The organism is Saccharothrix sabaoui, assembly GCF_051756985.1.
Lineage (GTDB): Bacteria > Actinomycetota > Actinomycetes > Mycobacteriales > Pseudonocardiaceae > Actinosynnema.
The window spans coordinates 52,424-72,626 of record NZ_JBPKJK010000017.1 but is presented as its reverse complement, the minus strand read 5'-3'; the positions used below and the strand labels follow the sequence as shown (position 1 = coordinate 72,626).

Sequence of the window (20,203 nt, the reverse complement as noted above, 5' to 3'; positions counted from 1 at the left end):
CAGGTCAGCTCCCCGTCAGGACGTGCCGGGCGTGGGCGACGAGTTCGGGGGACGCCGTCTCGGGCGACCCGGAGTCGTAGGGCGGCCGGGGGTCGTACTCGATGACGAGCTGGGTGAACTCGGCCCGCTCGTCGCCCCAGATCAGCCCGGTGAGGGTGAGGGCCATGTCGATGCCGGCGGACACCCCGGCGGCCGTGACGACGGACCCGTCGACCACCACGCGGTCGGTGCTGACGACCGCGCCGAGCTTCGCCAGCTCGTCGCGCAGCGCCCAGTGCGTGGTGGCAGGCCGGCCGTCGAGGATGCCCGCCTGCGCCAGCAGCGTCGACCCCGAGCACACCGACGTCGTCCACGTCGCCGTCGGGTGCACCTTCCGCAGCCACGCGGCGACCACGCCGTCGGCCAGCACCCGCGCCCAGCCGCCCCCGCCGGGCACCACGACCAGGTCGGCCCGGTCCAGCGCGTCGAACGTCGTCGTCGGCACGACCGTCAGGCCCGAGTCGGCGCGCACCGGGTCGAGCGTCTCGGCCACGAAGTGCGCGGTCACGCCCGGTTGCGCGGCCAGCACCTCGTACGGGCCGACCAGGTCCAACGACGTCATGTCCGGGTAGAGCACGAGAGCGAGTTCCACCGCTTCCCCCTGTTCCTAAGCCGCACCGGTGGTGCGGAACCTGTCCCGGTAGCCGCCCGGCGTCACGCCGAGCACCCGCTGGAAGGCCCGGCGCAACGTCTCCGCCGAACCGAAACCGCACCTGCGGGCGACGACGTCCAGCCCCTCGTCGCCCGACTCCAGCACCCCGGCCGCCGCCTCGACCCGCGCCCGCTCCACGTACCGGGCGGGCGGGACGCCGACGCGGTGCGGGAACACCCGCGCGAGGTGCCGGGGGCTCATCGCCGCGCGCCGCGCCATCGACTCGACGGTCCAGGGCGCGGCCGGGTCGTCGGCGATGGCGTCGAGCAGGTCCCGCAGCCCCCGCTCGCGCACCGGCGGCACCCGGGCGCGGACGCTGAACTGCGACTGGCCGCCGGGGCGCTGGAGGAACACCACCATCCAGCGCGCGACCAGCCGGGCGAGCGGCGCGCCGTGGTCCTGCTCGACGAGCGCCAGCGCCAGGTCGATGCCCGCGGTGACCCCGGCGGAGGTGGCCAGCGCGCCGTCGCGCACGAAGATCGCGTCCGGCACCACCCGCACCGACGGGTTCTCGGCGGCCAGCCGGTCGCAGAACGCCCAGTGCGTGGTGGCCCGCGCCCCGTCCAGCAGACCGGCGCCGGCCAGCACGAACGCGCCCGTGCAGACGCTGCCGACCCGGCGCGCCCCGGCCGCCACCCGCCGCAGGTGGCCGCGCAGCTCGGGGTCGGCCGCGGCGTCCTCGAACCCCGTGCCGCCGACCACCAGCACCGTGTCGACGCCCGCCCCGACGTCCCGCAGGTCCTCCGCCTCCATCCGCAGGCCCCCGCTGACGCCGAACCCGCCGCCCACCGCCGCCAGCCGCACCCGGTAGCCGCCGCACACCCTGCCCGCGCCGTCGAACACGTCGACCGGCCCGGCGATGTCGGTCAGCACCGCGCCCTCGTAGCCGACGACCAGCACCTCTCGTTCCACAGCACCACCCTCCCGACCCGCGCCGCCGGCGGCAACGACACGTGACCCTCGATTCCCGCCGCGCTACCGTCGGCCGGTGCTGAGGATCGAGATCGACGGCGGCCCCGCGACCGCGGAGCAGCTCGCGGCCGGCCTGCTGGGCAACTACGGCCACTTCACCGCGATGCAGGTCCGCGACCGCCGCACCAGGGGCCTGGACCTGCACCTGCGCCGCCTCGACGCGGCCAACCGCGAGCTGTACGGGACGGGCCTGGACGGCGAGCGGGTGCGCGGCCTCGTCTCGCGGGCGCTGGGCGACGACGTGCGCGACGCCGCCGTGCGGGTCGTGGTGTTCGGCGTGGGCGCGCCGCGGGTCCTGGTCGCCGTGCGACCGCCGTCCACGCCCCCGGCCGGCCCGCGGCGGCTGCTGCCCGTCGACTACACCCGGCCGCTGCCGCACGTGAAGCACCTCGGCGGGTTCGGCCAGCTCCACCACGGCAACGTCGCCGAACGCGCCGGGTACGACGACGCCCTGCTCACCACGCGCGACGGCGTCGTCGTCGAGGGCGCCATCGCCAACATCGCGTTCCTCGACGCCGACGGCGGCACCGCCTGGGCGCAGGCCGACTGGCTGCACGGCATCACCATGCAGCTGCTCGAACGCGTCCTGCCCTCGCGCCGCGAGGTCGTGCGGCTGGCCGACGTGCCCCGCTACCGGGGCGCGTTCCTGACCAACTCCATCGGCGTGGTCGCCGTGTCGGCGATCGGCGACACCGAGCTGGCCGTGGACGAGGCCGCGATGACCCGCGTCCGGGCCGCCTACGACGCCGTGCCCGCCGACCCGTTCGACTAGGCGACGCCCCCGCCCGGCGGTGCCCGCCTAGACCGCGGGCGGCCGGTCCTCGTACGGGGTGGAGAGCACCACGGTCGTGCGGGTGGAGACGTTCGCGGCCTCCCGGACCTGCCGCAGCAGCTCCTCCAGGGCCTTCGGCGACGCCACCCGCACCCGCAGCACGTAGGAGGCGTCGCCCGCCACCGAGTAGCACGCCTCGATCTGCGGCAGGTGCTCCACGCGCTTGGGGTAGTCGTCCGGGGCCGCCGGGTCGATCGGGGTGAGCGAGATGAACGCCGTCAGCGGCAGCCCCACCTCGTCGCCGTCCAACCGCGCCGCGTACCCGCGCACCACGCCCCGCTGCTCCAGCCGCCGCACCCGCTGGTGCACGGCCGACACGCTCAGCCCCACCCGCTCGGCGAGGTCGGTGAAGCTGCACCGGCCGTCCGCGGCCAGCTCGCGCAGGATCGCCCGGTCGATCGGCTCCAGGTTCGTCACGCCGGCAGCACCACCAGCTCGTGCGGGCGGGTGTTGACGCTCTCCGCGCCGTCCTCGGTGACGACCACGATGTCCTCGATCCGCGCGCCCCACCGGCCCGGCAGGTAGATGCCCGGTTCGACGCTGAACGCCATGCCCGGCTCCAGCGGCAGGTCGTTGCCGCCCACCACGTACGGCTCCTCGTGCACGTCCAACCCGATGCCGTGCCCGGTGCGGTGCACGAAGTACTCGCCGAAGCCGGCGTCCGCGATGACCTCGCGCGCCGCCGCGTCGACCGCCTCGCACGCCACGCCCGGCCGCACCGCGTCCACGGCCGCCGCCTGCGCGGCCTGGAGCACCGCGTAGGTGCGCGACACGTCGTCGTGGCGCGGCTCGCCCAGCACGTAGGTGCGGGTGGAGTCGGAGCAGTAGCCCTCCGCCACCGGTCCGCCGATGTCGACCACGACCACGTCCCCGGCCTCGATCACCCGGTCGGACAGGTCGTGGTGCGGCGAGGCGCCGTTCGGGCCCGAGCCGACGATGACGAACTCCGCCACCGCGTGCCCCTCGGCCACGATCGCCTCGGCGATGTCCGCGCCCACCTCGCGCTCGGTGCGGCCCGCCCGCAGCCACTCCGCCATCCGCGCGTGCACCCGGTCGATCGCCGCGCCCGCCTTGCGCAGCGCGGCCACCTCGGTGGCGTCCTTGCGCATCCGCAGCTCCCGCAGGACCGGCCCGGCCAGCACCTGCTCGCCGCCGAGGACGTCGCGCAGCCGCAGCGCGTGCAGGGCGGGCGTCATGTCCGACACGGCGTGCCGGCCGCCCGCGAGCGCCCGGGCGACCAGCGCGTACGGGTCCTCCCCGTCCACCCAGGTCGCGACCTCGACGCCGAGGGCGTCCGTCGGCACGCCCGCGTAGCCGGGGTGCTCCAGCTTCGGCACCACCAGCAGCGGCGTGCCGCCGACCGGCACCACGAGGCACGTCAACCGCTCGAACGACGACCCGCCCGCGCCGATGAGGTAGCGCAGGTCCGAGCCGGGCGTGACGAGCAGCCCGTCCAGGCCGGCGGTGGAGGCCGCGGCGGTGGCCCGGTCGAGTCGCGCGCGCAACGCGTCCACGTCGACGGGCCCAACTTGGGTCGACATGCGGGTGAGCCTAGTCGCGGTGGGCCGGGCGGGCCTCACCCCGACCGGCGGGTGTCGCGCGTCCCGGAACACGACCCGACCCCGGCGCTCCCGCGGGCGGCCCCCGCCCGACCCGACCTGTCGGTGCCCTCTGGCAAGCTCTGCGGCGTGAGCACCCCGCTGGTCCTGATGGACGCCGCGAGCCTGTACTTCCGGGCGTTCTACGCGCTGCCCGAGTCGATGACCGCCCCGGACGGCACCCCGGTGAACGCGGTGCGCGGGTTCGTCGACACCATCGCCAAGGTCGTCACCGACCGGAAGGCGAGCCGCCTGGTCGCGTGCCTGGACGCCGACTGGCGGCCGGAGTTCCGCGTCGCCGCCCTGCCGTCGTACAAGGCCCACCGCGTCGCCGAGGGCGGCGCGGACGGCGAGGAGGACGTGCCGGACACCCTCACCCCGCAGGTCCCGATCATCCTCGACGTGCTCGACGCGGTCGGCATCGCCACCGCCGAGGCCGCCGGCTACGAGGCCGACGACGTGATCGGCACCCTCGCCGCCCGGGAGACCGCCGACCCGGTCGAGGTGATCACCGGCGACCGCGACCTGTTCCAGGTCGTGCGCGACACCCCCACCCCCGTGCGCGTGCTCTACCTCGGCCGCGGCTGGGCGAAGGCCGAGCTCCTCGGCCCGGAGGAGCTGGCCGCCAAGTACGCCCTGCCCGTCCACGACGCCGGCGCCGCGTACGCCGGGATGGCCGTGCTGCGCGGCGACCCGTCCGACGGCCTGCCGGGCGTCGCGGGCATCGGCGAGAAGACCGCCGCGAAGCTCATCAGCGAGTTCGGCTCCCTGCGCGCCGTCCTGGACGCCGTCCACGACGGCCGGGACCGCAAGCTCACCACCCGCGCCCGCACCGCCCTGCTCAACGCCCAGGACTACCTCGCGGTCGCGCCGACCGTCGTCGACGTGGCCACCGACGCGCCCGTCACCGTCGACCGCGACGACGCCGTGCCCGCCGCGCCCGTCGACCCCGAACGCGTGGCGGAGCTGACGAAGCGCTGGGGCCTGGGCAGCTCCCTGCCGCGCCTGCTGACCGCCCTGGAACGCCGCTGAACGGCGCCCGCCGGCCCACCGGGCTCAGAGGCCCACCGGGCTCAGAGGCCCACCGGGCTCAGAAGTACGTCCCGCTCCACGGCACCTCGTCCACCCCGAACACCGCGTCCGCCCGGACCGCCGCCCCCGGCGTCCCCACGACCAGGCGACGGGTGCCGGCCAACGCCCGGAAGCTCACGTCACCCAGGTACACCGAGGCCAGCGCGTCCACGTCCAGCGTCACGTCGGCGGCCTCCCCCGTCCTGACCACGCCCTCCGCCGACACCCGGTACGACCCCGAGTTCTCCGGCAGGTACGCGTCGCGCACCCCCACCACGACCGGCGGCGCGTCGCGGTACGCGCGCGCCGCCAACGCGGCCGGCACGTCCAGCAGGCGCAACCAGCTCTCGTCCTCCAGGTCGACCACCCGGCACGCGCGCCGGTCGCCCAGCAGCCACTCCACCGGCTCGTCCACCGGCCGGCCGAACGCGACCACCTCGCGCACCAGGTCGACCCCCAGCACGAACAACCACAGGTCGGCCCACGCCTCCGCCGACCCCGCCCACAGGTCCAGCACGGAGAGCGAGGTCGGCTTCTCGTCCGACGCCTCGTGCACCCCGGGCGTCACCTTGTAGATCACGTACCCGTCGTCCACACCCCCGGACGACCGCACCGCGACCCGCAGGTTCTCCTCGTCCGCCGTGCGCCGCACGTTCAACGCCCACCACCCGGGCCACCGGGCGATCGTCCCCGCCCGCCGCGGCGACAACCCGGCGAACAGCTCCCGCGCGACCCGCTCCCCCTCCTCGGCCCCGACCAGCCGCACCCGCCCCGCGACCCGCGACCGGGGCGCGGCACGACGGCGGTCGACCTTCAGCAGCTTGTAGCGCGACGCCACCCCGTACCCGTAGCGCCCGTAGATCTCGGTCTCCGACGCCCGCAGGCTCGCCACCACGTCACCCGCCGACCGCAACGCCGACAACTGCGCCCGCTGGAGCGCGTTGAGCACCCCGCGCCGCGTCCAGTCCGCCCGCACACCCACCCGCGACACCGCCGCGTGCGGCACCACCGCGCCACCCGGCACGGCCATCGCGGACGGGAACGACTGCACCGTCCCGATCATCTCGCCCTCGGCGAACGCCCCCAGCGCCCGCCCCGCGTCGTACGACTCCCGCGCGAACTCCCACTGCTCGTCGGGCGCCGGCCCGTGGTGCAGCGTGCCCCGGAACAAGGTGTGCGCGGTCCGGTACTGCGAGTCGTCGAGGACCCGGACGTCGTGGTCTGTCACCCCCGCATGATCCCCCGAGATCGCAAGCCCCGCTAACGAGTTTCCCCCCGCAGACGACTGTGGCCACCCCCGGCGAGGAGGTGGCCACGAAGCGTCACGACGAGGCTCAGCCGGCGGGCTGACCCACCTCGTACTCACCGTCGTCGGTCTTCACCGTGATCTTCACCGTCTTGTCCTTGCCGCCGACCTTCACCGTGCACTCGAAGGTCGTGTTCGGCTTGACCTCGCGGTCCGCCGGGCAGGTCGCGCTCTCCACGTCGGAGATCTTGTAGTCGTCCTTGAGGATGCGCACCACACCCGACTGCACCGACGCGTTGTCGAACACCTTCTTCTTGAAGAAGCCCGGCGTCACGAACCCGGTGATGCCCACGGCCGCCACCACCAGCACGACCAGCGCCACCACGACCCACAGCACCGCGCCGTTCGACTTCTTCGGCGGCTGCTGACCGTACTGACCCGGCTGCCCGTAACCCGGCTGCCCGTACCCGGGCTGCCCGTACTGACCGGGCTGACCGTACTGGTCCGGCTGGCCGTACTGACCCGGCTGACCGGGCTGCCCCGGCTGCCCGTACCCGGGCTGACCCGGCTGCCCCTGCTGCGGCTGGCCGTACGGGTTGGACTGCGGGTTCGGGTCGTACCCACCCGGGAACTGCTGCGTGTACGGCTGCTGCTGGGGCTGCTGCCCCCACTGCTGCTGCTGCTGCTGCGACGGGTCCGGCTGCCCGTAGGGGTTGGGCTGCTGAGCGGGGAAACCACCCGACGGCGTGCCGGGGTACCCACCACCGTAGGGCTGCTGCTGCTGGCCCCACTGCTGCGGGTCGTTCCCTCCGGACGGTCCGTACGGACTGGTCATGCTCGGCCTCCGACGGTCGGTCTGGACAAAGTGTTCAAGGCTTGCGGGCGCGATCAAACCACAGGAGCGCAGGCGAGACCCACGCACCCCGCAAAGCTTTGTCAAACGGTGGCCATCGCCACCACCCCGCGACGCAGCGCGTCCACCGCCTTCCGGGCAGCCGCCCCCACCGGGTCACCACCGCCGACCACGTCGCGGATCTGGTCCAGGAAGTCGATCACCTGCCGGCACCAGCGCACGAAATCACCCGCGCCCAGCTCGTTGCCGTTCTCCTCCGCCGACGACAGCACCTTCTCCAACGACTCGCCGCGCGCCCACCGGTACACCGGCCACGCGAACCCCGGATCGGGCTGACGCGTCCGGTCCAACCGGTGACGCCGCTCGTCGTCCTCCAACTCCGCCCACAACCGCGCCGTCGCCATCAACGCGTCCGACACCTTCCCCGGCGGCAACCGCGTCTCCATCGGCCCGTCCCGACGCGCCTCGTACACCAGCGCCGACACCACCGCCGCCAGCTCCGCCGGCTCCAACCCCCGCCACACCCGGTGCCGCAGGCACTCCGCCGCCAACAGGTCCGACTCGCTGTAGAGCCGCGTCAACCGCATCCCGTGCTCGGTGACCTCCTCACCCGGCCCGCTCTCCTCCGCGTGCAGGTAACCCCGCTCGCGCAGCAACGCCCGGATGCGGTCGAACTCCCGCGCCAACGAGTGCGTCGTCGCCGCGACCTTGCGCTCCAACTGCTCCGTCTCCGCCAACAACCGGTGGTACCGCTCACCCCACCGGGCGTGGTCCTCGCGCTTCTCGCACCCGTGGCACGGGTGCGCGCGCAACGCACGGCGCAACGTCGCCAACTCCGCGTCGTCGTCCGCGTTCGAACGCCGCTTGCGCACCGCCGGCGCCACGATCCCCGTGCTCCGCAACGACGACGCCAGATCACGCCGCGACCTCGGCGACCGCGTGTCCACCTGCTTCGGCAGCTTCAGCCGACCCAGCACCTCCACCGGCACCGGGAAGTCCGCCGACGACAGCCGACCCGCCCACCGGTCCTCCGTCACCACGAACGGCCGCGCCTCGCCCAACGGCTCCAACCCCGGGTCGACCACCACCGCCAACCCCGACCGCCGCCCCGACGGCACCGCGATCACGTCACCCTTGCGCAACCGCTCCAGCGACGCCGCCGTCTCCGCCCGCTTCGTCGACGAGTTCTGCCGCGCCAGCGCCTTCTCCCGGTCCGCCACCCGCCGCCGCAGCGACGCGTACTCCGCGAAGTCGCCCAGGTGGCACGTCATCGCCTCCGCGTACCCGCCCAACGCCTCCCGGTTGCGCTCGATCCGCCGCGCCGACCCCACCACCGACCGGTCCGCCTGGAACTGCGCGAACGACTGCTCCAGCAGGTCCCGCGCCGACGCCGCGCCCAACTGGTGCACCAGGTTGACCGCCATGTTGTAACCCGGCCGGAACGACGAGCGCAGCGGGTACGTGCGCGTCGACGCCAGGCCCGCCACCGCCTTCGGGTCCACCCCCGGCTGCCACACCACGACCGCGTGGCCCTCCACGTCGATGCCCCGCCGCCCCGCACGGCCCGTGAGCTGCGTGTACTCACCGGGCGTCAGGTCGACGTGCGCCTCGCCGTTGTACTTGACCAGCTTCTCCAGCACGACCGTCCGCGCCGGCATGTTGATGCCCAGCGCCAGCGTCTCGGTCGCGAACACCACCTTCACCAGACCGCGGACGAACAGCTCCTCCACCGTCTCCTTGAACGCCGGCAGCAGCCCCGCGTGGTGGCTCGCGATGCCCCGCTCCAGCGCCTCCCGCCACTCCCAGTACCCCAGCACCATCAGGTCGCCCTGCGGCAGGTCCTTCGTCTTCTCCTCGATGATGTCGCGGATCAGCTCCACCTCGTCGGCCGAGTTCAACCGCAGACCGGAGCGCACGCACTGCTGCACCGCCGCGTCGCAGCCCGCCCGGCTGAACACGAAGTCGATCGCCGGCAGCAGCCCCGCGCCGTCCAACCGCTGCACGATGTCCACCCGCGACGGCGGCTTGAACCCCGTCGACCTCGGCCGACCGCTCCGCTCCTTGTTGCCGCGCCCCCGGCTCCACGGCACGTGGTAGCGCTGGAGGTCCTCGGTGTGCCGCAGCAGCTGCGGGTTGATCCGGTTGTGCCCGTCCGGGCCGTCGCCCGCGAACAGGTCCAGCATCCGGCCACCGGCCATCATGTGCTGCCACAGCGGCACCGGCCGGTGCTCGTCGACCACGACCGTCGTGTCACCGCGCACCTCGACCAGCCACTCGCCGAACTCCTCGGCGTTGCTGACCGTCGCCGACAGGCCCACCAGGCGCACCGACTCGGGCAGGTGCAGGATGACCTCCTCCCACACCGGGCCGCGGAACCGGTCGGCCAGGTAGTGGATCTCGTCCATCACCACGTAGGCGAGGCTGTTCAGCGTCGAGGAGCCCGCGTACAGCATGTTGCGCAGCACCTCGGTGGTCATGACCACGACCGGCGCGTCCCCGTTGACCGAGGTGTCGCCGGTGAGCAGGCCGACCTTGCTCGCGCCGTAGCGGGCGACCAGGTCGGCGTACTTCTGGTTCGACAGCGCCTTGATCGGCGTCGTGTAGAAGCACTTGCGGCCCTCGGAGAGGGCCAGGTGCACGGCGAACTCGCCGACGATCGTCTTGCCGGCACCGGTGGGGGCGCACACCAGCACGCCGTGGCCGTCCTCCAGCGCCTCGCAGGCGCGCTCCTGGAACGGGTCGAGCTCGAACGAGATCACCGAGAGGAAGTCGGTCAGCTTGGGCCGGGAACTGCGACGGCGGAAGTCCGCGTACGAGTCGGCCGGGGACCGCGGAGCGCTTGACACCTCTCCAGGCTGTCACATCGGACCGACAAAATCGCTTCAGATCCGGCGCGGCCCGCCGAGCGGTGCATTCGGGTGACACTGAAGTAATAGGGACCACCGGTACCGATCCTGCGGCACACTCGGGCACGTGGCGGTGATTCCTCTGGCGGACGGCGACCTCCGGTGGGTGTTCCCCCACCTGGCGGACGTCGAGGCGGTCCTCGACGTCCTGACCGGCGCATCGGCGCTGGTCGAACGGCTGGGCGCCCACCTGGGCAGACCCGGCACGCTCGCGTTCGACCACCTGCCGGGCGCGCCCTACGCGGGCATGTCGGGCGTCGTGCGCACCGACGAGGTGACCTTCGAGGTGCGCCTGCTGGTACCGCGGGACCCGCACGACCGGGTGCTCCGGGCACCGCCGCCGTGGCAGGTCACGGGTGAGGTCTCGGTGCGCTGCGACTCCGTCCGCGACTGCGGCAGGCACGAGATCGAGACGGTCGAGGCGGAGTGCGCGACCCCGGCGGACACGGCCAAGGGGGTGTTGTCGGTCGCCGAGTGGCTGCTGGAGCGCGGCACCGCCGTGCCGCCGACGGCCTGGCGCGAGCGGGACGTGCTCAGCCGGCACCGCTGACCGCGGGGCCGCGGCCACCGGCGGTCGGCACGCGCCCGGCCGGCACACGGCTGGCCAGCACCCGCCCGGCCGGCACACGGTCAGCCGGCACCCGCCCGGCCGGCACACGGTCAGCCGGCACACGGCCGGTCAGCACACGGCGGTCAGGGCCCCCGGCACGCACTCCACGTCCAGCGGCACCTCGCGGACGCGTTCGCCATCGGCGTAAGCGACCCACGACGGTCCGGTCAGCCGCACCGACCGGGCCCGGAGCGTGCGCACCGCCGGGTGCTCGACGTGCCGCCCGGTGCGCAGCGTGGGCAGCATCCGCAGCAGCGCGCGGCGCGGCGCGGCGGCCACCACGGTCAGGTCGAACAGGCCGTCGGCGGTCGAGGCGTCCGGGCACACCGGGATGCCGCCGCCGTAGCTCGTGGTGTTGCCGACCGCGACCAGCAGGGCGTCCAGCTCCACGACGGTGTCCTCGGTCTCCACGACCAGGTGCTCGGGGCGCAGCGCGGCCAGCTCGGCCAGGATCGCCAGGTCGTAGCGGCGGGGGCCGGAGGGCCGGCGCATCGCGTTCGCCCGCTCGTTGACCGCCGAGTCGAACCCGGCGCACAGCACGGTCGCGAACCACGGCCCGCCGCGCACCCGCCCCAGGTCCATCGACCTGCGGGAACCCGCGCGCAGCGCGGCCACCACGTCGTCCACCGAGGTGGTGCCGAGCGCGCTGGCCAGGTCGTTCCCGGTGCCCGCGGGCACCACGGCCAGCGCGGTCGCCGTCCCGGCGCACGCCTGCACGCCCAGGTGAGCGCCACCGTCACCGCCGAGCACGACGAGCACGTCCACCCCGTCGGCCACCGCCCGCCGCGCCGCCTCGGCCGTGCCCGCCGCCGAGCCGGCCACGTGCAGGTCGAGGTGGTCGACGGCGGCGCGCAGCCGTTCGGCGACGGTGCCCGCCACGCGCGCGGCCCGCCCCCCGCCCGAGGCGGGGCACACCAGCAGGGCCGCACGCGTCGACGTCGTCATGGTCGGCAAGCGTACGGATCAGGTCGCGTCGTCGTACCGGACCCGGTCGCGTTCCGGGGTGGCCACCGGCGCGGGCTCGGGGTCCTCGATCGAGGACGGCGCGTAGTCGAACGGCGCGGCCTCGTCGTCGGCCAGCTCGTCCAGGCCCTCCGCCTTGCGCTTGCGCTCGGCGCGCCTGTCGTGGACCCGGGCGACCTGGATGGCCAGCTCGAACAGGATCGCCAGGGCGATGGCCAGGGCCACCATCGAGATCGGGTCGGTGCCCGGGGTCGCGACGGCGGCGAAGATGAACAGGGCGAACACGATGCCGCGCCGCCACTTGCTCAGCTTCTCGTAGGTGAGGATGCCGACCTGGTTGAGCATGATCACGACCAGCGGCAGCTCGAAGCTCACGCCGAAGATCAGCAGCAGCGTCAGCACGAAGTCGATGTACTCGCCGCCGGACAGCGCCGTGAGGAACTGGTTGTCGCCGAACCCGACCAGCACCGACAGGCCCTGCGGGACCACGTAGAACGCCAGCGCCGCGCCGGCGGCGAACAGCACCGAGGCGACGCCGACGAAGGTGAGGGCGAAGCGCCGCTCCTTGGCGTACAGGCCCGGCGCGATGAACCGCCACACCTGGTAGAGCCACAGCGGCGCGGTGAGCGCCATGCCCGCCGCCGCGCCGACCTTCAGCTGGATCATGAAGGCTTCGAACGGCTTGGTCTGGAGCAGCTGGCACTTGCCGTCCTGGCTGAACCGGTCCGCGGCCGGGATGGCGCAGTACGGCGCGGTGACGATCTCGCCGAGGCTGTGCCAGCCGAAGAGGTGCCAGCCCCACCAGAAGAAGCCGAAGATCGCGCCGACCGCGATGAACAGCAGCCCCAGCCCGAGGCGGTGCCGCAGGTCGTACAGGTGGTCCTTCAACGACATGGTGCCGTCGGGGTTGCCCCGACGGCTGTGCAGCTTGCGGCGCTCCCGGCGCTGGGACCACCACCGGACCGGACTTGCCCCCACCGTGCGGACCGTCCTTCGGCTAGTCGGTGTTGCTCGCGGCTAGTTCTGCTTGTTCTGCGAGGTCTGCTCGATGGGCGGCGCGACCTGCGGCTGCTGCACCGGCGGCTGGACCACCTGCGGCTGCTGGACCACGGGCTGCTGGACCACGGGCTGCTGGACCACCGGCTGCGCGGGCGGCAGCTGCTGCGGGGCGGCGACCGGCGGCGGCACGTCCTGCTTCTGCTGGTCGTCGTCGTCGCGCAGGCCCTTGGTCTCGGCCTTCAGGATCTTGGCCGAACGGCCGAGCGAGCGCGCCATGTCGGGCAGCTTCTTCGCACCGAACAGCAAGATGATCACCACGGCGATGATGATCAGCTCAGTAGCTCCGAGGTTACCCACGGTGATCCTCCTGTCTCCCCCGGTCCACCGATGGTACGCGGGGCTCGCCCTGCCGGGCCCGGTCCGGACGCCGTGCGGCTACGGCCACCCCGAGCGCGGCGAAGCGCGCCCGCAGCAGACCGACGCCGTCGCCGACCCTGTCACCCACCAGACTGCTTGCCGCGCGGAAGCGGCGCAACGATCCGATGACTCGGACGCCGACCACGACGAGGACGACCACCCCGAGCGCGATCAGCAGCAGGGTCGGCAAGTACGGCACGACACCACCGTATAGGTCCTAGGTTGCCGGGAGGTGATCCGCCCGGCGCAACGCCGCCTCCGCCTGCCGGGCGACCTCCGCCACCAGGTCGGACGGCTGCTCGACGTGCACCTCGCCGCCCAGGCCGAGCAGCAGCCGCACCATCCAGGCGGGGTCGGCGTAGCGCATCAGCACCCGTGCCCGGCCGTCGCCCAGCTCCACCAGGCCGTCGGTCGGGTAGTACTCGGCCACCCACCGGGCGTCCGGTTCGAGCACCAGCACGGCCGTCCGCTGCGACGGGTCGGGCTGGAACAACCCCTCGGACGTGTCGGTGGGCGTGGCGTGCGGCGGCGGGCTCGCGGGCTCGTCCAGCACGTCCACGGCGTCGATCCGGTCGAGCCGGAACAGCCGCACGCCGTCGGCCTTGTGGCACCACGCTTCGAGGTAGCTCCGGCCCTCCACCAGCAGCAGGCGCATCGGGTCCACCCGGCGCTCGGTGATCTCGTCGCGCGACGGGGTGTAGTAGCGCAGGTGCAGGGCACGGCCGCGGCGCACGCCGTCGGACACCGCGTCGCGCACGCGCGCCGTCTCCGGGTGCTCCCGCACGGCGAGGCCGACGGCGACGCCCGCCGGCTGCGCCTGGCCCACCGCGGCCTCGATCTTGGCCACGGCCCGCTGCACGGCCGCCTTGTCCGCGACGCCGGGCGTCTCGGCCAGCGCGCGCAGCGCCACCAGCAGCGACGTGGCCTCGGCGGCGGTCAGGCGCAGCGGCCGGCTCATGCCCGCGTCGAACGTGACGGTGACCGTCTCGCCCTCGAAGGACAGGTCGATCAGGTCGCCGGGGCCGTAGCCGGGCAGACCGCACATCCACAGCAGTTCGAGGTCCTTGCGGATCTGCTTGGGCGTGACCTCGAAGTCCTCGGCGACCTCGTCGATGGGGATGCCGGGCCGGGCCAGCAGGTAGGGCACGAGGGCCAGCAGCCGGGGCAGCCGGTCGGTGGAGCCGCTCACGCGCGCACCCCCGCGCCGCGCAGCGCGCCGACGAGCTTCTCCCGGACGGTCTTGGCCAGCACCTCGGGTTCGAGGACCACCACGTCCGCGCCGAACCCGGCGATCCAGGTGGCGGCCGAGTCGGGGAAGCGCAGGTTGACCTCCAGCAGGTCGCCGGGCTCGCCGTCGAACTCCCGGCTGCCGACGACGCGGCCCCGGCGGCGCAGGCCCTGCGCGCCGCCCCGGGCGACCCAGAGCGTGGCGGTGGCGGGCTGGTCGGTGGCGGGCCGGTTGTTGCGGGCGACGAACGACAGCAGGTCGATCTCGTCGGGCCGCTGCACGGCGCCGGGCTTGCCCAGCGCGCGGACGTCGCCGACGATCCGGGACAGCCGGAAGCAGCGGGGCGCGCCCCGGTCGCGGTCGTGGCCGACGAGGTACCAGCGGCCCCGCCAGGCGACCACGCCCCACGGCTCGACCGTGCGGGTGCGGACCTCGACCGGCGCGGGGCGGCGGTAGTCGAACTCCACGACCCGCCCCTCCTGCACGGCGGTGAGCAGCGGCGGGAACGCGGGTTCGCTGGTGCGCACCTTCGGCTCGACCGGGACGTGCACGTCCTGGTCGACGTCGACGCCGGCCGCGCGGAGCTTGATCAGGGCGCCGTGGGCGGCGCCGGTGAACTGCGGCGAGTCCCACAGCCGGGCGGCCAGCGCCACGGCGGCGGCCTCGTCCGGTTCCAGGTCGATGTCGCCGAGCTCGTAGTCGCGACGGGCGATGCGGTACCCGTCGACGGAGTCGAAGCCCGTGCTGCGGCCGGTCTCCAGGGGCACGCCGAGGTCCCGCAGTTCGGTCTTGTCGCGTTCGAACATGCGGAAGAACGCCTCGTCCGTGGGTGCGTCGGCATAGCCGGGGACGATGGCGCGGATGCGCTCGGCGGTGAGGTACTGGCGGGTCGAGAGCAGGCACAGCACCAGGTTGACGAGCCGTTCGGCACGTGCGATGGCCACCTGAGAACCCTAACCCCGCCGGCGTGCCCCGTGACGCCCATCCCCGTCGCGGGTCCGGGTGAATGGACCATTCACCCGGACTCCGAGCCCCGGGCCAGCGCAAACGCGCCGCTCCACACCGTTCAAAGCCGTTCCGGGGCGCACCCGACCAAGCTTCTTACCTCGCAAGTTGTGCACCCAACTTGGGCCTTCAACTCGCTATTACGCCGCTCATCAGCCCGCCACGCCGGAGCGCCCACGGCGAGGGGAGGGCCCGCGAAGACCCTCCCCCGCCGGGACACCGCTAGAGGGACGAGATCAGCCGCTCCACGCGCTCGTCCACGGCGCGGAACGGGTCCTTGCACAGCACGGTGCGCTGCGCCTGGTCGTTGAGCTTGAGGTGCACCCAGTCGACGGTGAAGTCGCGGCCCGCGGCCTGCGCGGCGGCGATGAAGTCACCGCGCAGCTTGGCCCGCGTCGTCTGCGGCGGGGTGTCCTTGGCGGCCTCGATCTCGCCGTCGTCGGTCACCCGGTCGACCTGGCCCTTGCGCTGGAGCAGGTCGAAGATGCCGCGACCGCGGCGGATGTCGTGGTAGGCGAGGTCGAGCTGGGCGATCCGGGGGTTGGACAGGTCCATGTCGTGCTTGGCCTGGTACCGCTGCATGAGCCGGTACTTGATGGCCCAGTCGATCTCCCGGTCGATCTTGGACAGGTCCTCGGCCTCGATCGCGTCCAGCGTGCGGCCCCACAGCTCCAGGACGCGCTCGGCCATCGGGTCGGGGGCGCGCTTGGCCACGTGCTCGACGGCGCGCTCGAAGTACTCGCGCTGGATGTCCAGCGCGGACGCCTCCTTGCCGCCCGCCAGGCGGACGGTGCGGCGGCCGGTCAGGTCGTGGCTGATCTCGCGGATCGCCCGGATCGGGTTGTCGAGGCTGAAGTCGCGGAACTGCACGCCCTGCTCGATCATCTCCAGCACGAGGTTGGCGCTGCCCACCTTGAGCAGGGTCGTGACCTCGGACATGTTCGAGTCGCCGACGATGACGTGGAGCCTGCGGTAGCGCTCGGCGTCGGCGTGCGGCTCGTCGCGGGTGTTGATGATGGGCCGCGACCGGGTGGTGGCGCTGGACACGCCCTCCCAGATGTGCTCGGCCCGCTGCGACAGGCAGTAGACCGCTCCGCGCGGCGTCTGGAGCACCTTGCCCGCGCCGCAGATGAGCTGCCTGGTCACCAGGAACGGCAGCAGGACGTCGGCGATGCGGGAGAACTCCCCCGCCCGCGCGACCAGGTAGTTCTCGTGGCAACCGTAGGAGTTGCCCGCGGAGTCGGTGTTGTTCTTGAACAGGAAGATGTCGCCGCCGATGCCCTCGTCGGCGAGCCTGCGCTCGGCGTCGACGAGCAGGTCCTCGAGGATGCGCTCGCCCGCCTTGTCGTGCGTGACGAGCTGCGCGAGGTCGTCGCACTCCGCGGTCGCGTACTCGGGGTGCGACCCGACGTCCAGGTAGAGCCGTGAGCCGTTGCGCAGGAAGACGTTCGACGAGCGTCCCCACGAGACGACCCGGCGGAACAGATAACGCGCGACCTCATCCGGGGACAGCCTGCGCTGCCCGTGGAAGGTGCAGGTCACCCCGAACTCAGTCTCAATGCCGAAGATCCGCCGCTGCATCCCTCAACAGTAGGCGCATTCGGCGCTTTCCTCAGTGATCCAATCGGGCGTCGCGTCGTTTTCGCCGATAACGTTCCCGTGTGCTCCGACGAGTGAACAGCCTGGACCAGGCCCTCATGAGGCGATCCGGCGCACTGCGCGCCACCCCCGCCGACGGTGGTCTCAAACGCCTGTCGAGGGCCGCGAACCACAGTGCGCTGTGGCTCGTGCTGGCCGGCGCGCTGGCCGCCCGCAAGGGCGTGACCAGGCGCGGGGCCCTGCGCGGGGTGGCCTCGATCGCCGGGGCGAGCTTCAGCGCGAGCCTGGTGGCCAAGCGCCTGTTCCCGCGCCGCCGACCCGCCGCGGAGCTGGTGCGCGAGGACCGGCGGCTGGCCAGGCGGCCCACGTCGTCGTCGTTCCCGTCCGGTCACGCCGCGTCGGCGGCGGCGTTCACCACGGCCCTGGCGATGGAGTCGCCGGGGCTGGCGGTGGCGGTCGCCCCGCTGGCCGCGGCGGTGGCGTACTCGCGGGTGCACACGGGCGTGCACTGGCCCTCGGACGTGGCCGCGGGGGCCGCGATCGGCGCGGGGGCGGCCCTGCTCACGCAGCGCTGGTGGCCCCGGCACCGGGCGGACGCCGCCACGGCCCGCGAGAACGCCGCCCTGGACCCGCTGGTCGACGGCGAGGGCCTGGTCGTGGTGGTGAACCCGGGCGCGGGCGTGGGCGCGGGGCTCGGCGGGGTGGACCCGACCGAGGCCGTCGTCGCGGAGTGGCCGAAGGCGACCGTCGTGGGCATCGAGGACCTGGGCACGGTGATCGCCGACCACGCGCCGCGCGCCCTGGGCGTGGCGGGCGGCGACGGCTCGGTGGCCGCCGTCGCCGCCCTGGCCGCGGCCAACCGGCTGCCGCTGGTGCTGGTCCCGGCGGGCACGCTGAACCACTTCGCGCGCGACGTCGGCGTGGCGGGCCTGGACGACACGGCGCGGGCGGTCGCGGACGGCACGGGCGTGCTGGTGGACCTGGCGGCCGTGTCGGTGGACGGCGCGGGCCCGCGCTGGTTCGTCAACACCGCGAGCCTCGGCGGCTACCCCGACATGGTGCGGCTGCGCGAGCAGCTGCAGGGCCGGTGGGGCAAGTGGCCGGCCGCCGCGATCGCCATGTTCCGGGTCCTGCGCACGTCGCGGCCCCTGCCGGTGGAGATCAACGGCGAGCGGCACCTGATCTGGATGCTGTTCGTCGGCAACGGCCCGTACCGGCCGAAGGGCTTCGCCCCGACGATGCGGCCCGCGCTGGACGCCGGCCTGATGGACGTGCGCTACATCCGCGCCGACCGCCGCTGGTCGCGCACCCGCTTCTTCGCCGGCGCGCTCCTCGGCTCGCTGCACCGCAGCCGCACGTACCGGCACCAGGAGACGCGCTGGCTCGACGTGACCGTGCTGCGCGGCTCGGTGGCCATCGCGACGGACGGCGAGGTCGGCCCCACGGGTTCCAGCTTCGAGTTCCGCTCCCGGCCGGCCGCGCTGGGCGTCTACCGCACGCAGGGCTGAGGTCGGTCCCGCCGACGGCGTCGCCGGACCCGTGACCGCCCGGACGAGCGGGCCGACCGCCGCCCGGTTCGACTTCCGCACAGTTCGACATGGTCGAACGGCCACGGGGTAGGGTTGGGTCGTGCCCGGTCCGATCCAGTCCATCGAGCGGGCAGCCGCGGTGTTGCGGCTGCTGGCCAGCGGCGCGCGCCGGATGGGGGTCGCGGAACTCGCGCGGGCCCTGGAGCTGCCCAAGCCGACCGTGCACGGCATCCTGCGGACGTTGCAGCTGGTCGGGTTCGTCGAGCAGTCGCCCGACACCGGCAAGTACCAGCTCGGCCCGGCGCTGTTCCACATCGGCAGCAGCTACCTCGACGGCAACGAGCTGCGCACCAGGGCGCTCAACTGGTCGGACTCGCTGGCCGCGCGCAGCATGGAGTCGGTGCGCATCGGCACGCTGCACGACAACCAGGTGCTGGTGGTGCACCACGTGTTCCGCCCGGATAACTCCCGCCAGGTGATGGAGGTCGGCGCGCTGCTGCCGGCCCACGCGTGCGCGCTGGGCAAGGTGCTGCTCGCCGACGACCCGGTCGGCCGGTCCGACGACGAGCCGCTGAAGGGCTACACCGCCGGCACGATCACCGACCCGGACGCGCTGGGTGAGGCGTTGGAGCAGGTCAGGGAACGCGGCTGGGCGGCGGACGTGGAGGAGCTGGTCGAGGGCGAGGTGTCGCTCGCGGCCCCGATCCGGGACCGGCGGGCGGTGACGGTCGGCGCGGTCGGGATCTCCGGGCCGGTCGAGCGGTTGTGCGACGGCGACAAGCGACCGCGCACCGAGCTGGTGTCCTACGTCCGCGAGGCCGCGCGGTCCATCTCGCGCGAACTCGGCGCCATCCCCTGGTAAGAGCCCGGGAGGGTTGACATCTCGTGGGGCCGGGCACAGGATGCGCTCGAACCGTACGACATTGTCGAACGGCGTTCAGAACGGCATCGGAGCCGGAGAGGGTGCGCGGATGACCAACCAGTCGATCTTCATCGGGGAGTTCCTGGGCACCGCCCTGCTGTTGCTGCTCGGCAACGGCGTGGTGGCGGGCGTCGTGCTGGCCAGGTCCAAGTCGAACGGCGCGGGCTGGGTGGTGGTCACGTTCGGCTGGGGCTTCGCCGTCCTCGCCGGCGCCTACGCGGTGGCCCCGCTGTCCGGCGCGCACCTCAACCCGGCCGTCACCGTCGGCCTCGCCATCCACAACGGCGACTGGTCCACCGCCCCGGTCTACCTCGCCGCGCAGTTCCTCGGCGCGTTCACCGGCGCGGTGCTGTGCTGGCTCGCCTACTACGGCCAGTTCCGCGAGGGCAACGGCGACGTGCTCGGCGTGTTCGCCACCGGCCCCGAGATCCGCAACCCCGTGCAGAACCTCGCCACCGAGGTGATCGCCACGTTCGTGCTGGTGTTCGTCATCCTCGCGACCGGCCAGACCAAGGGCCTGGAGACCTCCGGCACGGGCGCGCTGATCGTCGCGCTGCTGGTCGTCGGCATCGGCATGTCGCTGGGCGGCCCCACCGGCTACGCCATCAACCCCGCGCGCGACCTCGGCCCCCGCGTCGCGCACGCCGTCCTGCCGATCCCCGGGAAGGGCGGATCGGACTGGGGCTACGCCTGGATCCCCGTCGCCGGTCCGCTGCTCGGTGGAGCGCTGGCCGGCCTGGTCGACATCGCCGTCTACTGAGG

General features: G+C 73.6%; 20 protein-coding genes. 6 read left to right on the top strand and 14 right to left on the bottom strand.

Annotated features, from left to right (window positions below; all coding sequences use genetic code 11):
• Positions 1-4 precede the first annotated feature (4 nt).
• A complete protein-coding gene (locus tag ACR807_RS08110) occupies positions 5-631 on the bottom strand; it encodes a DJ-1/PfpI family protein (RefSeq protein WP_438920580.1) in 627 nt (208 codons plus the stop codon).
• A 15-nt stretch (positions 632-646) separates the two neighbouring features.
• Complete coding sequence (locus ACR807_RS08105) at positions 647-1,603, bottom strand: GlxA family transcriptional regulator (protein ID WP_438920579.1); 957 nt, start codon at positions 1,601-1,603, stop codon at positions 647-649.
• Between the two features lie 76 nt (positions 1,604-1,679).
• Between ACR807_RS08105 and ACR807_RS08100 the strand changes: the two genes are divergently transcribed.
• On the top strand, positions 1,680-2,435 hold the full coding sequence (locus tag ACR807_RS08100) for an aminotransferase class IV (protein ID WP_438920578.1): 756 nt from the start codon (positions 1,680-1,682) through the stop codon (positions 2,433-2,435).
• A 27-nt stretch (positions 2,436-2,462) separates the two neighbouring features.
• Here the strand turns inward: ACR807_RS08100 and ACR807_RS08095 are convergent, their stop codons facing one another.
• Together ACR807_RS08095 and ACR807_RS08090 are read right to left on the bottom strand one after the other, a co-directional pair.
• Positions 2,463-2,912: an Lrp/AsnC family transcriptional regulator gene (locus ACR807_RS08095; protein WP_438920577.1), complete on the bottom strand. Its 450-nt coding sequence runs from the start codon at positions 2,910-2,912 to the stop codon at positions 2,463-2,465.
• Positions 2,909-4,036 (bottom strand): M24 family metallopeptidase, encoded by a 1,128-nt coding sequence (locus ACR807_RS08090; protein WP_438920576.1) that lies wholly within the window; start codon positions 4,034-4,036, stop codon positions 2,909-2,911. The genes ACR807_RS08095 and ACR807_RS08090 overlap by 4 nt, the downstream gene beginning before the upstream one ends.
• 168 nt (positions 4,037-4,204) lie before the next feature.
• On the opposite strand from ACR807_RS08090, the gene ACR807_RS08085 reads away from it, so the two are divergent.
• On the top strand, positions 4,205-5,125 hold the full coding sequence (locus ACR807_RS08085; protein ID WP_438920594.1) for a 5'-3' exonuclease: 921 nt from the start codon (positions 4,205-4,207) through the stop codon (positions 5,123-5,125).
• Between the two features lie 58 nt (positions 5,126-5,183).
• Here the strand turns inward: ACR807_RS08085 and ACR807_RS08080 are convergent, their stop codons facing one another.
• From ACR807_RS08080 to ACR807_RS08070, 3 genes are all read right to left on the bottom strand, one after another.
• A complete protein-coding gene (locus tag ACR807_RS08080) occupies positions 5,184-6,392 on the bottom strand; it encodes a GNAT family N-acetyltransferase (RefSeq protein WP_438920575.1) in 1,209 nt (402 codons plus the stop codon).
• A 106-nt stretch (positions 6,393-6,498) separates the two neighbouring features.
• On the bottom strand, positions 6,499-7,245 hold the full coding sequence (locus ACR807_RS08075; RefSeq protein ID WP_438920574.1) for a DUF4333 domain-containing protein: 747 nt from the start codon (positions 7,243-7,245) through the stop codon (positions 6,499-6,501).
• Between the two features lie 101 nt (positions 7,246-7,346).
• Positions 7,347-10,109, bottom strand: a complete 2,763-nt coding sequence (locus ACR807_RS08070) for a DEAD/DEAH box helicase (RefSeq protein ID WP_438920573.1) — start codon at positions 10,107-10,109, stop codon at positions 7,347-7,349.
• A gap of 127 nt (positions 10,110-10,236) precedes the next feature.
• Between ACR807_RS08070 and ACR807_RS08065 the strand changes: the two genes are divergently transcribed.
• Entirely contained in the window at positions 10,237-10,719 is a 483-nt protein-coding gene (locus ACR807_RS08065) for a hypothetical protein (RefSeq protein WP_438920572.1), read from the top strand.
• Positions 10,720-10,848: 129 nt separating this feature from the next.
• Here the strand turns inward: ACR807_RS08065 and ACR807_RS08060 are convergent, their stop codons facing one another.
• From ACR807_RS08060 to pafA, 7 genes are all read right to left on the bottom strand, one after another.
• Positions 10,849-11,724, bottom strand: a complete 876-nt coding sequence (locus tag ACR807_RS08060; RefSeq protein WP_438920571.1) for a diacylglycerol/lipid kinase family protein — start codon at positions 11,722-11,724, stop codon at positions 10,849-10,851.
• 18 nt (positions 11,725-11,742) lie between these two features.
• Entirely contained in the window at positions 11,743-12,636 is an 894-nt protein-coding gene (tatC, locus tag ACR807_RS08055; protein WP_438920593.1) for a twin-arginine translocase subunit TatC, read from the bottom strand.
• Positions 12,637-12,759: 123 nt separating this feature from the next.
• Complete coding sequence (gene tatA, locus ACR807_RS08050) at positions 12,760-13,059, bottom strand: Sec-independent protein translocase subunit TatA (RefSeq protein WP_438920570.1); 300 nt, start codon at positions 13,057-13,059, stop codon at positions 12,760-12,762.
• A 31-nt stretch (positions 13,060-13,090) separates the two neighbouring features.
• On the bottom strand, positions 13,091-13,357 hold the full coding sequence (locus ACR807_RS08045; protein ID WP_438920569.1) for a bacteriophage holin: 267 nt from the start codon (positions 13,355-13,357) through the stop codon (positions 13,091-13,093).
• 18 nt (positions 13,358-13,375) lie between these two features.
• Positions 13,376-14,347, bottom strand: coding sequence for a helix-turn-helix transcriptional regulator (locus tag ACR807_RS08040; protein WP_438920568.1), 972 nt, complete (start codon positions 14,345-14,347; stop codon positions 13,376-13,378).
• Complete coding sequence (locus tag ACR807_RS08035) at positions 14,344-15,330, bottom strand: helix-turn-helix transcriptional regulator (RefSeq protein WP_438920567.1); 987 nt, start codon at positions 15,328-15,330, stop codon at positions 14,344-14,346. The genes ACR807_RS08040 and ACR807_RS08035 overlap by 4 nt, the downstream gene beginning before the upstream one ends.
• Positions 15,331-15,613: 283 nt before the next feature.
• Entirely contained in the window at positions 15,614-16,972 is a 1,359-nt protein-coding gene (gene pafA, locus ACR807_RS08030) for a Pup--protein ligase (protein WP_438920566.1), read from the bottom strand.
• 80 nt (positions 16,973-17,052) lie between these two features.
• Here pafA and ACR807_RS08025 point away from each other — a divergent pair, with 80 nt between their 5' ends.
• The 3 genes from ACR807_RS08025 to ACR807_RS08015 all read left to right on the top strand — a co-directional run bounded on the left by ACR807_RS08025 (position 17,053) and on the right by ACR807_RS08015 (position 20,201).
• Positions 17,053-18,498, top strand: a complete 1,446-nt coding sequence (locus tag ACR807_RS08025; RefSeq protein WP_438920565.1) for a bifunctional phosphatase PAP2/diacylglycerol kinase family protein — start codon at positions 17,053-17,055, stop codon at positions 18,496-18,498.
• Positions 18,499-18,619: 121 nt separating this feature from the next.
• Complete coding sequence (locus tag ACR807_RS08020; RefSeq protein ID WP_438920564.1) at positions 18,620-19,381, top strand: IclR family transcriptional regulator; 762 nt, start codon at positions 18,620-18,622, stop codon at positions 19,379-19,381.
• A 109-nt stretch (positions 19,382-19,490) separates the two neighbouring features.
• A complete protein-coding gene (locus tag ACR807_RS08015) occupies positions 19,491-20,201 on the top strand; it encodes an MIP/aquaporin family protein (protein WP_438920563.1) in 711 nt (236 codons plus the stop codon).
• The last annotated feature ends 2 nt before the right edge of the window (positions 20,202-20,203 follow it).